Below are 14,737 nucleotides of genomic sequence, written 5' to 3'. Positions count from 1 at the left end.
AACCCCTTCGTATTTTCTGCTTCTTTAGGTTTTCTAAAACCTATAGCGAAGCGTTCTTTAGGCCGCAGCCCATCCTTGACTCTTATAGGTCTTGGATGTTCTCAGCTTCTAGCTCTTGGAAGTAGCGAAGCGTCTTAACTTTTAGCTCTTGTTGAGCTGGCTCATCAGCAACGATAACCGCTTTAGGGTGCATTTGAAGAGCTGTAACAGTCCACATGTGGTTTACAGAACCTTCGATTGCCACTTGCAGAGCTTGTGCTTTGTTATGACCCAGAGTCAGGATCATTACTTCTTCAGCGTCTAGTAGAGTAGCAACACCGATAGTTAGAGCGTACTTAGGTACTTGGTTGATGTCGCCATCGAAGAAACGAGAGTTCGCGATGCGAGTTTCTTGCGTCAGAGTTTTAATACGAGTACGAGATGCTAGAGAAGAACCAGGTTCGTTGAATGCGATGTGACCGTCGATGCCAACGCCACCCATGAACAGGTTAACCTTACCGTAAGAACGCATTTTTTCTTCGTACGCTGCGCAGTGAGCATCGATGTCGTCTGCTAGGCCGTCTAGCAGGTTGATGTTCTCTTCTTGGATATCAACGTGGTTGAAAAAGTTGTTATACATGAAAGAGCGGTAAGACTCAGGGTGGCTAGGGTCAATACCAACGTACTCATCCATGTTGAAAGTCACAACGTGTTTGAAGCTTACTTTTCCAGCTTTGTATAGCTCGATTAGCGCTTTGTAAGTTGATAGAGGAGTGCCACCTGTTGGTAGACCAAGAACGAATGGTTTCTCAGCAGTTGGCTGGAATGCGTTGATCTTGTTTACGATATGACGAGCTGCCCACTTACCTACTTGTTCAGCGTTGTTTAATGGAATAAGTCTCATTGTATGACCTCTATGGATTGAAGTTTTGTCTTGTTATTTCGCATTATAAAATAAGTGTTCGAATCTGACTATAGATTGGCCCAAATAAATGTGTGTTTTTTTGCCAAAGATGAGATCTAGAGCCACAAGTTACAATTTTTGAATCATTTTGTAATCTTATTGTATAGATAATAACGGGCGGCTGAGGATGGTTTGTAGGAAAATTATTGAAGCAAAAGAAGGGGCGGTTAAAGAAAAAGTGAAAGATAAAAGGTCGTGTGCTTAAAGGGAAAAGGAATGCCGTTAACCTTTTATCTATGTATTACCTGTTATCTAGGCTCTATTTCAAATCAATACTACTCAACCGACCCATATAAGTGAGGATCTCTAGATTCTCTTTGTGAGCATCGAGCAGGGCGCGCTTGGTTTGCGAATAAGCGGCGAGCTTGCCGTACTTGTTGATAGAGCGAACAACCGTCTTATATTTGTACTTACCGTCTTCATCGACCTCTCGCCATTTGGCAATATAGCAAGTATCACGATTGTCAGGATTATCTTTGGTAGGGCTCGGCTTATGAACGATCTTTGGCTCTAAAGAGTGGGGTAGTCTTAGCATGACGGTAGGGTCATTAAGAATGCGTGACCAGTGTTTCCCCCACAGTTCTTTGCCTAACTCATTTCTGGTTTTAATGGCCTTTTTCAATCCTTCCTCTTCACCAATTTTAAGATAGCCGATAGAGCGGCTCAGGATTGTATCTTCAGGGGTGTGGATATGAATTTTAAATGCAGCTTTGCTTTGGGAAATAAAGCGATGTTCGGTGGTAGGTTGTTTCTTCTGCGGCATAAGGGTTACAGCTACTGATAATCGTATTATTAATAATAAGCGATGATTCTAAGAACGAAAAGTTTAATAGGTTTCATCGGGAAACCGAGTGTAAATGTAAACGATTCATTTCTACCTTTCATCTAGCTTAGTCACATTTGTTGTTAGGCACTATCACTACAGTTTGATTTTTATTGGTCAAGTTGCACATTATAGGCTTGCTTTTCGCTCTTGATTTATAAATTCAATGTGATTTGAATAACAAAATCTCAATCGCAGAATGAAAGAGTTCATTAACTACTTTGACGAATCGTCAATAACAAGAATAAATAAATGACAGCTCATTCAATAAGTTATGACTTTGGGAGAGGCAACTTAATAAAACATTACCAAATGTGATTTTTTCATCACCTCATTAACTGGATATTAACAATAAAATGCTCTTTTATTCGCTGCTTTAATTTGAGAATATAAAACGCTGTACTGATTGTATGGATGCTGAATCTCGGTGTTAAGGAAGATATATGGCACAACAGTTAAACCGTCGTAATTTTGGCCTTGTTTCATTTTTATGTCTATTTTTATTCGCTTCTTTCCCTGTCGTTACTAAAGCAGAAAATAGTACCGAACAGGCATTTGTTATAGGGGTTATTAGCTCCAAGCCTAAAAAGGCATTCAAACGTGCGCAGCCACTCTCTGATTATTTAGCCTTGAACCTAAAACATTTGGGTTATACCCATGGTGAGGTGAAGGTAGCACGAGATCTACGTGAGCTGCAGCGATGGCTTAAGAACGGCCAAGTCGACCTTTTTTCCGAGACTATTTTTGCTGCTTATCAACTAGAGCAAGTAGAGCTTGCTGAGATCATTGCTCGTCAATGGAAGGACGGGGCAGCAGAATACCACTCAATCTTTTTCTCCCGTGTAGATAGCAACGTTAGTAGCTTTGATGATCTCGTTGGGAAAATTATTGTATTTGAAGACCGATTATCCACCAGTGCCTATTTGCTGCCGGCAGCAACACTTATTCAACAAGGATATCAATTAGGTGAAGTGTCTTCACCTCGAGAACGACCTCAACCCGGTGAGATTGGTTACTTCTTTGCTGATGAACTCTCTCGTTATGGTGATGAGTCAAACATGATGTCTTGGGTGGACAATGAAATTGTTGCTGCCACGGCTTTTAGTAACCAAGATTGGGAAAAAGAAATCACACCTGAAATCGAGTCAAACCTAACAATTTTTTATCGAACTCCTGACGTTCCAAGAGCCTTAATGCTGGTGCGCTCATCATTAGATGAATCGCTTAAAAAAGAGATACAGCAGTTATTGTTTAGTGCAGAAACAACGGAAGAAGGGCAAGAAGCCCTAAAAGCGTTTAAGAAAACTACCCTCTTTGATACCGTCACTGAAGAGTCTCTCCGGACTATTCGCGAAATTGGGGCGACTTCATCTTTAATTGAGCATTAAAGAGAACCTGTATGAAGTTAAAAGGCAAAATATTGATGACGAGCACGGTGTTTATGCTTCTCACCGTACTCGCTCTCTTTTATTCGCAAAGTCATATTCGTTCTCGTTATACCGAGGAGTTGTTGACGGTAACTTCAACAAATATCTCCAATAGTTACATTGAACAAGCAAAACAAAGGGCATCGACGACTCTGAATTACTTAGTCGATGCGGTTGTCGATCCCATGTACTTCTTCGATTTAGATGGTATCCGCTATGTGGTAGAACCCGTCACCAATGACAATAGTATTCAGAAAGTGGTGGTGTTCGACCAAGAAGGTAAGATTTTTCATTCGAGTCATATTGATGATCGCTACGGTCAAAGAGTTCATTTACCAGAACTTGAGCACCGCGTATTGGGGCTTAGCGAAATATACGAACATATTTCCCAAGAGTCACTGATGCTCGCCGCCCCTTTAAAGCTACAAAATAATGTCTTGGGGGGGGTGCTAATTGTCTACTCTATGGAAGCGGTTCACAATGATATTCTTGAACATGAACAACTGGTCATAAAGCTAAGTGAGTCGAATGAATCATTGTTTAACCAACTGAATTTTTTCGTTTTTGTCATCATCACTGTACTCAGTTTGTTTTTGTCTTTGAACTTAGCTAATCGCTTGATTCGACCTATCTACTCGCTATTGAAGCATTCTAAACGCTTACAGACCGGTGAGTATGGCACATATAACACCATCTCTTCTAAAGACGAACTTAGTGAGCTCGCTCGATCGATTAATGACGTCGATGTCCGTTTGGAGGAGCGTACAGCAGAGATCGAATTCTTGGCTTTTAATGACTCTCTCACGAAGTTGCCCAATCGAGTGACCCTTATTAGGCACATTCAACATCTTATCGATCTCAATGTGCGGCAGTATCAACCGTTTGCCATTTTGTTTATTGATTTAGATGGCTTCAAACGGGTAAACGATAGTTTTGGCCACCAAGCGGGTGATGAGCTGCTTTGTACTGTAGCAGATAGAATCAATAGAAGGATAAAAGAATCGAATTCCTCCAATATTGCAGCTCGGGTCGGTGGTGATGAATTTGTCGTTTGTGCTCTCGAGGATACGACTCAAGCTTCTACGATGGCAGAGACGTTGTTGGAGGAAATACGAGAGCCAATGGTATTAACGGGTTGTTCTGAATTGTTTAACGCAAGTGCGAGCGTTGGTATTGTTTCTTACTCTAATTTAGGTGATCTTGCGGAAGAGCTGATTAAAAAATCAGACCTCGCAATGTACTCATCGAAATCTTTAGGTAAGAATCAGTGCACACTCTATTCACAGCAACTTGAAGACTCCTTGAGTATTGCTGAAGAGATGGAGCGAGATCTCAGGCTCGCGATAGGTGACTATCAGGACTTCGAGGTGTGGTATCAGCCGAAGGTGAGATTGCAAGATGGCTCGACTGTAGGTTATGAAGCGTTAGTGCGTTGGAAACATCCAGAAAAAGGGTTCATTTCTCCCGCAGATTTCATTCCTATTGCCGAATCAACAGGTCTTATTGTTGATTTAGGTAAGTGGGTGTTTGACCAGGTAATTAAAGATACGATCGATTTTCAGATGGATTCTAATCTCAGCATTTCGGTGAATGTATCTGCAAAACAGCTGCGTGATCAGGACCTTATCGCATACTTAGAATCCAGAATTAAGGAGTCGGGTATCGAACCTCATCAGTTACAAGTCGAAGTGACAGAAACGGCTTTGATGGAGAACTGGCAAGTCGCGATTGATACCCTTATGCAAATTAGAGCACTTGGAGTAGAAATCTGGCTTGATGATTTTGGTACGGGGTACGCGTCACTCAGTTATTTGCAGAAGCTACCCGTCGATGGACTCAAGATTGATAGAAGTTTTGTATCTGGTCAGGATCTGAACATGACTAATAATGTTCTATGCTCAGCGATTATTTCAATGGCGAAAAAGTTAAGCATTAGAGTCGTCGCGGAAGGGATAGAAACAAAAGAACAAGCGAAGTTTTTAAAGAGTGAGCAGTGTGAGTTTGGCCAAGGTTATTTTTACTCTAAGCCATTGCCTATTGGCGATGTAGTTATTAAGACCAATAAGCATGTTGCATAATAACTTATCGTATGGGCAAAAATGATTGAATGTAGATTTGATATATAGAATGTCAAAATACTAATGGGTTTGGATAGCAAGTAGAGCGGAAGTTTCTAAGGCACTGAGTAAGTGTTTTTTTCTTTCATTGGGTTGTAATTTCATTTGTCAGCATAGGCTCAGCGACCTTGCGACTAATTTTATAACTCGATTAACAGTGTGATCTGTGCCGCACATTTATTGTAAATAGAATGTTATTCTCTTTAAAAGATATCTAATTTACAGATGCCTCCCCCCCCCCCCTAAATTATAAATTACCAATAGATTCATGGATGTAATATGTTGTCAATTCGTGGAAAAGTCATTACCTTGGGAGTTATCTCACTTTTAGGGTTTGTCAGTATTGCCTATGTGGGTAATAGCGCACTGACGAGAAACACAGAGAAAGTCTCAGAGATAGATAAAGTTGTTTACCCAATAATGAACTCTGCGTCACTGAATGCCGTGATGGTTCAGCAACTGTCAGAAAGATTTAACCTAGCTGTAACGGTTGGTGATGAAGAGTTTTTAGAGATGAACCAAGAAACCTTGGGTCATATTCAAGCAAACTTTGATTTGCAACGTCAGTTAGCACCAGCCTTAGCGCCAAGTCTTCAAAATCTAGAGAATCAACTCAAGAACTATTATCAGAGTACTTATGACCTAGCTCTTGGCATGATCGATGGTAATGTCGATTTATCAAAGGCTGCTCAGCAAGCGAACGAGAATCAACAACGTCTGAAAAAATTGATTGCTGATATGGATAGCTTTTCAAGCCAGCGCGTTGAGTTATTTGAGTCATCTGTAACAGACCTTCAAGAGGTAAACTCAAGCTCAAGTATGATGATGCGCCTTCTTGGTGGGATAGCGATGCTGCTTATTCTCATTGCAAGTTGGATCGTCGTTCGCCGTATTCGCGTTGATTTAGGTATTATCTCTTCAAAGATGCGCGATATCTCTGAAGGGGATGGTGACCTAACTGCACGTATCGAGTATTCAAAAAATGATGAGCTCAAACCGCTTGTCGATTCGTTCAACATGTTCGTTGGAAAGCTGCAACAAAACATTACAGATACCATCTCGAGCATCAAGCAATTAGATATGATTTCGAATAGTTTGGTTTCTTCTAGTCAGTCAACGAAAAGTATGTCTCATCAACAACATCAAGCTGTCGAAGAGGTGTCTAATTCGTTAGATCAATTATTTGAAGCGGCTAGACATATTGCATCGAACGCTAATGACGCATCTGAGTCTGCAAATAGCGCAAAATCCCAAGCTTCTCGTGGTGAAGTGCAAGTGAAGAGTACTATTCATGCCGTGCAAGAGTTGACGAGTGATGTTGAAAATGTCTCGCTACTTGTTCAACAACTGGATGCGAACACACAAAGTGCAGGCTCCATCCTAGATTCTATCAGTGCGATTGCCGAGCAAACAAACCTGCTCGCGTTGAATGCGGCTATCGAAGCAGCGCGCGCGGGCGAACAGGGACGAGGTTTTGCAGTCGTTGCTGATGAAGTTCGCACACTAGCAAGCCGTACACAAACATCTACACAAGAGATTCACAATGTTCTTCAGCAGTTACAAGAGCAGACGAAGACAGCATCACAATTGATTTCTGAAAGTGCTTCAAAAGCAGCAGCATGTGTTGAGAAGTCCTTGGTGGCTGAAGACTCTCTGCAAGCGATCACTCGCGATGTTGAAGAGATAAGTTCACGCAATGACATGATTGCATCTGCCACTCAAGAACAGGAACAAACCTCAACAGAGGTAGAAGGATACGTTGGACAGATTCGTGATATGGCCCAAGTGACGGCTGACAGCGTGAATGAGCTTGAACAAGTAGCACAAGATATTAACCAGATTACTCACGATCTTTCTGATCTAACAGGGCACTTCAAGGTCCAATAAATTTCTCATAAATTTTTACTCACACTCTAGACGAACATCGAGCTTGTTTCGTCTAGAGTTAAATTTGAATATTAATGATATGACATACTGTTTAATAACTAAAATAACATAACGGAGTTTGTTATGAATAAGTCTATTCTGGCGATGGCTATCGCCGCGCTTGCTGGCAGTGGTGCCGTCAATGCTGCAAGTTGGGATGATCTCTCTATCAGCGGGTTTGGTTCTGTCGGTGTCGGTAAAGCAGACAATGCAATCGCGTATGCCGGTTACACTGATGATAAAGTGGAGTGGGAACAGGAAACGCTAGGCGGTATCCAGTTTGATTTCCAAATCAATGAGCGCGCTAAATTCGTTACGCAGATCGTTGCGAATAGCCGTTATGATTATGACCCAAAAATTGAGATGGCATATGCCTCTTATGAGTTTGACAACGTAACTGCGCGTGCAGGTAAGTTGCGTCTGCCACTGTTCTTTTATTCAGACTTCCAAGATGTCGGTTACGCATATCCGATGATTCGTCCATCGCAAGAAACCTACGAAAACCTTCTTCTAAAAGGTCATACTGGTGTTGATTTGCTCATCCCAATTGAGTTTGAAAATTCAAGTCTTATGCTACAACCTGTAGTTGGCATCGCAACCCTCGACGAAGATGATTCTGCTGCTGGTGAGGTGAAGCTAGACAATATGTACGGCTTGGCAGCGAGCTGGAACTACGAAGACTTGACCCTTCGAGCGTCTTATTTTGTGGCGGAAGCGAATCCTGAATGTGGGACTGTCGATTTTACTAATAATGCCGAGGTTGTGACAGCTTCAGAGCAATGCATCATGGCAACGGCTTTAGACCTCTACGGTCAAGATGGCACCTTTGTCTCTGCGGGTATGAACTACGATAATGGGTCTGCGTTAGTCAACATCGAAGCGACGGATGTGCAGCTTGAAGGTAAGTACTACGACTACCGTACCGTTTCTGGTCTAGTTGGCTACCGAGTGGCTGAGTTTACTCCTTATGCTTCGGTGAGCTGGATGGAGACAACGGATGATGATGAGCGTCCTTTGATGGCAGACGAAATATCGTATGGTTTGAATCAAGGTCTTAACTTTGAGCGCATCGCTTATTCGGTAGGCTCCCGTTGGGATTTTGAAAAGAATATGTCTCTTAAGTTGGATGTAACCTATGTTGATTATCAAGACACAAGTGGTGGCTCTACAGAGAATGTAGTATCTCCGCTACTTGGTGGTGGTTTTGTTGAAGAAGACACCCTTGTCTACTCAGCGCGTTTAGACTTCGTATTCTAAGGAGAGCATGATGAAAAAATTATTTACGCTTTTAGCGGCTTCTGCACTCTCTTTCAATGCGATGGCGGGCATGGTGGTGATTGGCAATAACGCCAGTATCGATTCACTAAAGCAAGGTGATGTGAAAAAGCTTTTCATGGGCAAGAAAACCAAGATGAGCGGTGCTAAGGTGCAGATCGTTGAACTGACGGATGGTGATGCAGGTCGTATTGCTTTCCATGAAGTGGCGACAGGTCGTACAGAAGCGCAGCTGCAATCTGGCTGGTCGCGTTTGGTCTTTACCGGTAAAGCCGAAGCCCCTGTTCAGGTCGCCGATTACTCTGCAATGATTGCAGAAGTGAGTGGCAATACGAATGCCATTGGTTATGTTGACGAGTCAGCACTAACGGGTGATGTAAAAGTACTATTCAAATTCTAGTACCGCCCATTAACCAGTGAACAATAATGCCAACCTAAAAAGGTTGGCATTTTTCGTTCTAAAGGCACCAAATTGAACGATTGGCGTCCCCACCAGGACTCGAACCTGGAGCTCGGGCTTAGGAGGCCCGGGATTTATCCTGTTAATCGATAGGGACGTAAAGGTCTTATTCGTTAAGACCTTTACGTCATTCTCTCATCGTTAAAGTTCGTCTTGCAAATGAGAAAAGTCTCATGCGTCGCAACTTGATCACAGTTTATGCATTACATCGCCAATTTGGATCGCACCGGCAAGTTCTGGTTGGTCAACCGCTAGCTCAGCCTCATGCTCGTAAACTCGGCTTACAGTTAATGTAATGCCACTTTCGCTGACTTTATTTCGTGGTAAGCCATTTTGGTCGATGAATGAACCGGTATGCCATAGCTGCAGTTTGTCACCCTCTTTTACTCCATGCATACGGCCAAGGTCCATGGTAATTGTGTTGCCCCACTTGTAAGCAATCTCAGGCAGAGTGATCTTACAAGAGAGTTCCGATTCAAGGTCGAGCATAATATTACGGCTAACGCGAAGCATCATGTCACCATAGGTTGATGCCCAAAAGCGCGCGCTACGAGTATCTACCTGGCTGGTTTTCGGGAAAGGCCAGTTCGCCACTTCACGATAGTTACGGTTGTATATCTCATGGCCGGTTTTACCATCGTAGACGTACATCTCTAACGCGAACTGACGGTTAATTACATCATCACGTAGAAGTTTTTGTTCGATCGTTGCGGTTAAGTCGGTAATCACACCAGCCATGATGTATTGTGCACCATGATCCTGAGCGATCATTTTTAAACGCTCCGGTTGATTTTTACTAAGTGCATAGTCAGTCGAACCGACCGAAACAAAACTACGTGACTGTTGATCGATTTGGCGATTGATCACATGTGAAAAGTCATCGCCTACCTTGTAGATTTGACCCATTACCGCTTGTTGCGGCGAGGCAAGATCAATGTTGCCGACCAAAAATGTCTTCTTATATTGATCCACATGGCAACCATTTGCCGATGGATAGATATCGATACGAGCATTAATCACGATTTGACCGCTACGGGAGCGTTCACGGTCGATTCGAACGTAGCGTACCTCGTGATTGGTGAACTGGTATTCCTTTCTTTCTGTTTCTAAAAACGGTCGAAGGTTGGAGATACTGCCAATATCAGCGCCAGAAAATTGAACAGCTTTGTAGATCGCGTCTTCTAAGGCGTGGATCCTCGCTGCCTCTTCAGACGAGACGATCGTTGCCGTTCCTGTCACTTCAAACCAAGCGGCGCTCACGCTGTTGATTGAGATAAGGCTACAAATAACTGAAAGTAGGGCATAAAAATGTTTTTTCATCAGCTTTTTACCAATTGGGTACGCTTATTGCTTAAAGTTTGAGTGATAGATTTGGTGACGCTTTCCATTGTAATCGCAAATAATGAAAAGCAAAGATTGTTCCATCTTTATATATCGGGCTTGAATCAGCCTGATGGAGCCATCGCCATAGAGAGTATCTGGAGAGTGAAAATGAAAAAATGGCTAATCTTAGCGTCAGTGATGTTGGTAACATCCTGTTCCTATGCGCCAATTTATAATGGTAAAGAACCGTACAATGGTAGCCAGTTTATGTTGATGGAGAACCCACGTCATACGATGGATTACTTTGTCGAAAGCATGACTGAAGAGCTCATTGTGTCCAATACAAGTGTATCTGCACGTACACCTATAGCGATTACTTCTTTTGTCGATCTGCAACATATGGATGCGACAAATTGGTTGGGTAATTCGGTATCCGAAGCCTTTATTCATCAATTACAGCGCCGTGGTTTTAAAGTCGTCGACTTTAAGACGACGGGCAATATTCAGGTAACGAGTCAAGGCGACTTTGCGCTGAGCCGTGACTGGAAGAACCTCGCACAAGAACAAGATATTCAATACGTACTGACGGGGACTATGCTGCGCCAAGAAGGCGGTGTGTTAGTGAATGCTCGAGTTGTCGGTATGCAGTCACGTATTGTTGTAGCAACAGCACAAGGTTTCTTGCCGGCGGATCGAATTGGCCGTGATATTGATACGCTAAACACTATGCGTACTGAAGATGGTGTCATTATCCGCTCTGACCCAACAATTCGCCAACCTTACACCGTAATTTTGCGCCCGTAGGAGCTGATAGAATGAAAAAGTTATTTTTAATCATGTTGGCTTTTGCAACGGTGGGTTGTCAGCCATTACAACACATGCGCCCAGATGATTATCTCACTGCGGTTGGCTATGCGAGCATTAGCGAGCAAGCGGGTCGTGATGAAGAAGAAAAACAAATACGAGCAATGCGTGCCTCTAAAATCGATGCTTATCGTGAGTTAGCTGAGCAAGTATATGGCATGCGCGTAAGCGGCCGTGCTGAGCTACAAGACCAACGTTTAGGTACAGAGTTTACCTCGGGTGCGGTAGATGGTGTGATTCGTGGCGCCGAAGTGGTGCGCAGCTACAAGGTGGGCGACAGCTACGTAACTGAACTGCAGCTAGATATTGCTAAAATGGAAAAGCTTCGTGATTACGGCGAAGTGCAGCAGGTACCAGAAAAACGCCAGCAAACATTGTTCTAATTTCTCTCTAATTCACTCTCAAAGCTGCGTTTATCTCAAAGCAAAGCCGCCGATTTTCATCAGCGGCTTTGTGTTATTTTTCTATTTATTGCTTCTCTTATTCTTGTTCGAATTTAGCACGCTCTTGTTTCTCTACTACCGAGAGTCTTGTCAGTTTCAAGCCTAATTCTCTACCTCGGAAACGGGTATAAAGAATGTTGCTAATGAAGGCGGTTGTGGTGAGTAGTAACTCAATACCTGCTAACCATCTTTCATCTGGGCTGATGTATAAGATCGTAAATCCATGAAGATAATAAAGCATTAGAACGAAATTAGCCCACGCGTGGGTATAAGGCTTGCCAATTAAGATCCCTGGAAGAGGGAACAATAGCGGTATCGCCCACACAATGGCTAATGTGCTTGGGTTGAATTGCTCATGTGGCGATAGGGTGTACTGCCACAAGACTACCCAAACGAGTAGTCCAAGATTACCGGTTAATGCGAGGTATCGAATCACCTTAGTTTTCGATTCCATTTCGGTTCTCATGTTTAATTCCTTGAAGGTCGATAACATTTGGCTAAGTTCACACCTGACCGATCAGCTTTCTATTCGCCGTTGCTGAGGGTTTTACTTAGCGTTGCCAGGCGTTGTCCTAGCTTACGTGCAAGTTGAGCCTCAGTGGAAGATATCCCTTCGCTTCCATGCTGAGAAACATGACTTGCGCCGTAGGGGCTACCGCCTTGTTCAGTCGTGTGCAGTTCAGGCTCGGAATAAGGGATACCCACGATCAACATGCCGTGATGCTGGAGTGGTAACTGCATACTCTGGAGTGTGGTTTCTTGACCACCATGCAGTGATGACCCGGAGGTAAATACGCATGCGGGTTTGTCGATCAAGTCACCCGAAATCCACAACGAGGTGGATTGATCCCAGAAATGCTTGAGTGGCGCTGCCATATTGCCAAACCATACTGGGCTTCCCATCGCTAAACCGTGGCAACGCTTCAGGTCATCCAACGTTGCTACAGGGTCTTCACTGGCGTGGTGACTTTCGATAATTTCCGGCACGGTGCGAAGCGTAGCCTCGCACCCATCAACTTGTTCTATACCGCGAGCAATCTGTCTTGCTAGCGCCCGAGTTGAGCCGTGTCGACTGTAGTAAAGAACGAGTACTTCAATCATATAAAGAGTCTATCGATTAAAGAATGTCGAGAACTTGCTCAGGTGGACGGCCATGTTTAGCTTGACCATTATTTACCACGATAGGGCGTTCAATCAGTTTAGGGTTTTCACTCATTGCTATGAACAATGCTTCATCTTCAGCGTCTTTCAGCTCAAGTGATTTGTAGATATCTTCTTTAGTACGCATCATATCTCGAACCTGACTCATGCCAAGCTGAGTATAAAGCTCTTTCAGTTTCTCTACCGATGGTGGTGTGTCTAGGTATTTGATGATTGTTGGCTCAATGCCTTTTTCTTCAAGTAGCGCAAGTGTTTGACGACTCTTTGAGCAGCGAGGGTTGTGGTAGATTTCTACTGACATTCCAATTCCTTATTCTTGTTGAGGCTGTTTATTTTCTATTTTTTGTTAGTGGCCATCGCTTTTACTTCTTCTATTGCAGTTGCATGAAGCGATCACGCTGAATCATAAGCTGGTCGATGCGAGCATCATAGCGAGCCTGCTTTAGGCTTCCCAGCTCCGCGATTTGACCTGCTTGGGTATAGTACTGAATGGCTTTATTCCAGTTTGCGCGCAATGCATGAATTTCGGCACGTGCAGCTAGGTCTTCGTCACTATTTCCCAGTTGAATGTTGGCATCAGACAATAAGTGCCAGCCATTAGTATCTTCTGGGTGATTGTGGGTATAACGTTGAAGTACACGGACCGCATCTTCATATCGCTCACCTTTGATCAGTGCGTTAGCATAGTTGATCGTGACGGTTGCGTTATCCGGTTTTTTCTTTAGCGCTTTTTCCATCAGATCAATGGCTTTCTCTGGTTGCTTTAATGCAATGTACAAGTCAGACATCGCATCCAGATAAAAATCGTTGTGCTTGTCTTCATTGTAGAGTTTTACTAAGCGCTTCTCGGCTTCTTCAAGCTTGTTACTGTCTAGATAAACCAGCGCTTCACCATACTCCATTGCCGGCTGGTAAACGGGATCGACTTTCCGTGATGTACGATCAAACCAATCAAGGGAGGCGTCCGAATCGATTCCAGCATATCTTGCGACGATACGAGCGCGAGCGAGATGGTAGTTCAACGATGGCGCTAAACGCATCGGTGGATAAGATTGCGCTCTTGCTCGGGTATCTGTGATACGGTCTTCTGGCAGTGGGTGAGTCAGCAGCATAGGTGGCGGTGTGCTTGCGTAACGATATTCATCAGCAAGGCGGCTGAAGAACTTTGGCATAGCGTTGACGTCGAATCCCGCTTTTGCAAGGGTTGCGATACCAAAACGGTCAGCTTCTTTTTCATTACTACGTGTGTAGTTTATGGTTCTTTGCATCGAGCCCGCTTGAGTTGCAGTTATTGCGGCAATGCCTGCTTCTGGAGCGGCAATCGCAAGCAGTAATGAACCGGCAAGCGCAGCCATGGTCGCAGGTGAACGCCGAGCTTGTTCTTCCATACTACGAGCTAAGTGTCGCTGGGTTACATGCGCGATTTCGTGCGCGACAACTGAGGCGAGTTCACTCTCGCTTTGAGCATGAAGAAAGAGACCTGAATGCAACGCCACATAACCGCCAAAGAAGGCGTAGGCGTTGATGTTTCTATCGCGAACCATGAAAAAATGAAAGGGTGTTTTTACATCATCAGCGTTGGCGACTAAGCGATGACCAAGGTTACTGATGTAAGTGTTGAGCACTGGGTCGTTCACGAGCGGTTGGCTAGCACGAATCATACGCATGTAAGCGTCACCATAAACCAACTCTTGGTCGATAGTGAGAGTGCCACCTGCAGCAGTACCGATATCGGGTAAATCGAAGGTATTGGCCGTCGCTGGAAAGCTTGCTGCCAAAGTCGTTGCAGCAGTTAGGCAAGCAATAGAACGAAGTCGTTTAAAATTCATAGTAGTCAGTAGTGCTCCTTTTCTTCTGACATTTCGACCACTGTTATACGTAATGGTTCGAGTTGAGGTGTTGGAAATCAGCTCAAACGGTAGGAATTGGTCATTGATAGCGAAAAGCATGAGAAGCGCTTTAAAGTTTACCAATC

General features: G+C 43.7%; 14 protein-coding genes and 1 tRNA gene. 7 read left to right on the top strand and 8 right to left on the bottom strand.

Translation table 11 applies throughout. From position 1 onward, the window contains the following. Positions 1–82 precede the first annotated feature (82 nt). Together nagB and DPF91_RS14675 are read right to left on the bottom strand one after the other, a co-directional pair. Entirely contained in the window at positions 83–883 is an 801-nt protein-coding gene (gene nagB / locus DPF91_RS14680) for a glucosamine-6-phosphate deaminase (protein ID WP_117235186.1), read from the bottom strand. A 319-nt stretch (positions 884–1,202) separates the two neighbouring features. After that, entirely contained in the window at positions 1,203–1,706 is a 504-nt protein-coding gene (locus DPF91_RS14675) for a Fe3+-citrate ABC transporter substrate-binding protein (RefSeq protein WP_117235185.1), read from the bottom strand. A gap of 503 nt (positions 1,707–2,209) precedes the next feature. On the opposite strand from DPF91_RS14675, the gene DPF91_RS14670 reads away from it, so the two are divergent. From DPF91_RS14670 to DPF91_RS14650, 5 genes are all read left to right on the top strand, one after another. Next, a complete protein-coding gene (locus DPF91_RS14670; RefSeq protein WP_117235184.1) occupies positions 2,210–3,154 on the top strand; it encodes a phosphate/phosphite/phosphonate ABC transporter substrate-binding protein in 945 nt (314 codons plus the stop codon). A gap of 11 nt (positions 3,155–3,165) precedes the next feature. After that, entirely contained in the window at positions 3,166–5,271 is a 2,106-nt protein-coding gene (locus DPF91_RS14665; RefSeq protein WP_117235183.1) for a putative bifunctional diguanylate cyclase/phosphodiesterase, read from the top strand. Positions 5,272–5,730: 459 nt separating this feature from the next. Beyond that, on the top strand, positions 5,731–7,197 hold the full coding sequence (locus DPF91_RS14660) for a methyl-accepting chemotaxis protein (protein WP_117235349.1): 1,467 nt from the start codon (positions 5,731–5,733) through the stop codon (positions 7,195–7,197). A gap of 123 nt (positions 7,198–7,320) precedes the next feature. Further along, positions 7,321–8,493 (top strand): hypothetical protein, encoded by a 1,173-nt coding sequence (locus tag DPF91_RS14655; RefSeq protein ID WP_117235182.1) that lies wholly within the window; start codon positions 7,321–7,323, stop codon positions 8,491–8,493. A 10-nt stretch (positions 8,494–8,503) separates the two neighbouring features. Beyond that, positions 8,504–8,911: a type 2 periplasmic-binding domain-containing protein gene (locus tag DPF91_RS14650; protein ID WP_117235181.1), complete on the top strand. Its 408-nt coding sequence runs from the start codon at positions 8,504–8,506 to the stop codon at positions 8,909–8,911. Between the two features lie 81 nt (positions 8,912–8,992). Here DPF91_RS14650 and DPF91_RS14645 read toward each other — a convergent pair. Together DPF91_RS14645 and DPF91_RS14640 are read right to left on the bottom strand one after the other, a co-directional pair. Beyond that, positions 8,993–9,068: transfer RNA gene (locus DPF91_RS14645), tRNA-Arg, on the bottom strand. 92 nt (positions 9,069–9,160) lie between these two features. Further along, positions 9,161–10,291 (bottom strand): flagellar assembly protein FlgT, encoded by a 1,131-nt coding sequence (locus DPF91_RS14640; RefSeq protein ID WP_117235180.1) that lies wholly within the window; start codon positions 10,289–10,291, stop codon positions 9,161–9,163. A gap of 171 nt (positions 10,292–10,462) precedes the next feature. On the opposite strand from DPF91_RS14640, the gene DPF91_RS14635 reads away from it, so the two are divergent. Both DPF91_RS14635 and flgP read left to right on the top strand, forming a co-directional pair. Then, entirely contained in the window at positions 10,463–11,098 is a 636-nt protein-coding gene (locus DPF91_RS14635) for a FlgO family outer membrane protein (protein ID WP_117235179.1), read from the top strand. Positions 11,099–11,109: 11 nt separating this feature from the next. Continuing rightward, positions 11,110–11,541: a flagellar assembly lipoprotein FlgP gene (gene flgP / locus DPF91_RS14630; RefSeq protein WP_117235178.1), complete on the top strand. Its 432-nt coding sequence runs from the start codon at positions 11,110–11,112 to the stop codon at positions 11,539–11,541. Between the two features lie 97 nt (positions 11,542–11,638). Here flgP and DPF91_RS14625 read toward each other — a convergent pair whose 3' ends face one another. From DPF91_RS14625 to bepA, 4 genes are all read right to left on the bottom strand, one after another. Then, complete coding sequence (locus tag DPF91_RS14625) at positions 11,639–12,067, bottom strand: DUF2069 domain-containing protein (RefSeq protein ID WP_117235177.1); 429 nt, start codon at positions 12,065–12,067, stop codon at positions 11,639–11,641. 59 nt (positions 12,068–12,126) lie between these two features. Further along, the gene (gene wrbA / locus DPF91_RS14620) at positions 12,127–12,702 is read right to left on the bottom strand and encodes an NAD(P)H:quinone oxidoreductase (protein WP_117235176.1); all 576 of its coding nucleotides are present in this window, start codon (positions 12,700–12,702) and stop codon (positions 12,127–12,129) included. 16 nt (positions 12,703–12,718) lie between these two features. Further along, on the bottom strand, positions 12,719–13,063 hold the full coding sequence (gene arsC / locus DPF91_RS14615; protein ID WP_117235175.1) for an arsenate reductase (glutaredoxin): 345 nt from the start codon (positions 13,061–13,063) through the stop codon (positions 12,719–12,721). A 70-nt stretch (positions 13,064–13,133) separates the two neighbouring features. After that, positions 13,134–14,591 carry a beta-barrel assembly-enhancing protease gene (bepA, locus tag DPF91_RS14610; RefSeq protein ID WP_117235348.1) on the bottom strand — a complete coding sequence of 486 codons (1,458 nt, stop codon included), beginning with the start codon at positions 14,589–14,591 and terminating at the stop codon, positions 13,134–13,136. Between the last annotated feature and the right edge of the window lie 146 nt (positions 14,592–14,737).

Source organism: Vibrio maerlii, assembly GCF_003415655.1.
In the GTDB taxonomy this organism is placed as follows: Bacteria; Pseudomonadota; Gammaproteobacteria; order Enterobacterales; family Vibrionaceae; genus Vibrio; species Vibrio maerlii.
Note: the sequence above shows the minus strand (reverse complement) of the source record. Positions and strands in the feature narration are given on the sequence as shown.